The organism is Sphaerisporangium flaviroseum (assembly GCF_039537005.1).
Classification (GTDB): Bacteria; Actinomycetota; Actinomycetes; order Streptosporangiales; family Streptosporangiaceae; genus Sphaerisporangium; species Sphaerisporangium flaviroseum.
The window spans coordinates 1-661 of the sequence record NZ_BAAAZR010000055.1 but is presented as its reverse complement, the minus strand read 5'-3'; the positions used below and the strand labels follow the sequence as shown (position 1 = coordinate 661).

1 pseudogene is annotated in these 661 nt (G+C 59.3%); it reads left to right on the top strand.

Going from position 1 to position 661, the window contains the following annotated elements:
* Positions 1-661: pseudogene (locus tag ABD810_RS38180) on the top strand (trypsin-like serine peptidase); the annotation flags it as partial.

The window sequence follows — 661 nt, the reverse complement described above, 5'->3', positions numbered from 1 at the left end:
CAGAACGGCGCTCTTGACAACTGGGTCTTCATCCCCGGCTACTACCAGGCCAAGGCTCCTTGGGGCATCTACGTCGGCAAGGCCGCCTACACCCACTACGACTTCGCGGTGTACGAGGACTACGACAGCGACTACGCGTTCGTCACGGTCTACAACGGCATCGCGTACAGCGGTGAGAAGCAGGTCTCCAAGGAGACCTTCGACAAGTGGCAGGGCTACAAGTACGGCAAGGACGTAGAGATCACGAAGAAGGAGTACGACCAGCTCGTCGACGAGTTCGGCTCCAAGGCTCCCGTCTTCACCAAGGACACCGGCACCCAGGTGATCCTCCCGTGGACGACCACGGACCCGAAGGCCGAGATCGCCACCAAGGAAGTCACCAAGGACGAGTTCGACAAGGCTCCGAAGAACACCTCGAACCAGAACTTCCAGCAGGCTCCGCAGCTGACGAAGACCGACATCGTCAGCGAGGAGGAGTACAACAAGTACACCGGCCCCGGCTACAAGAAGATCGTGGACTCCGCGTTCACGATCACGCACTACTACCTCGCGTACAAGGTGAAGAGCACCTCGACCACCAAGTACTTCAAGACGGTCTACTTCATCGAGTACTACAAGGACGCGGGTCGCCTGGGCGACAACGTCGGTGGCCAGGGCTTCA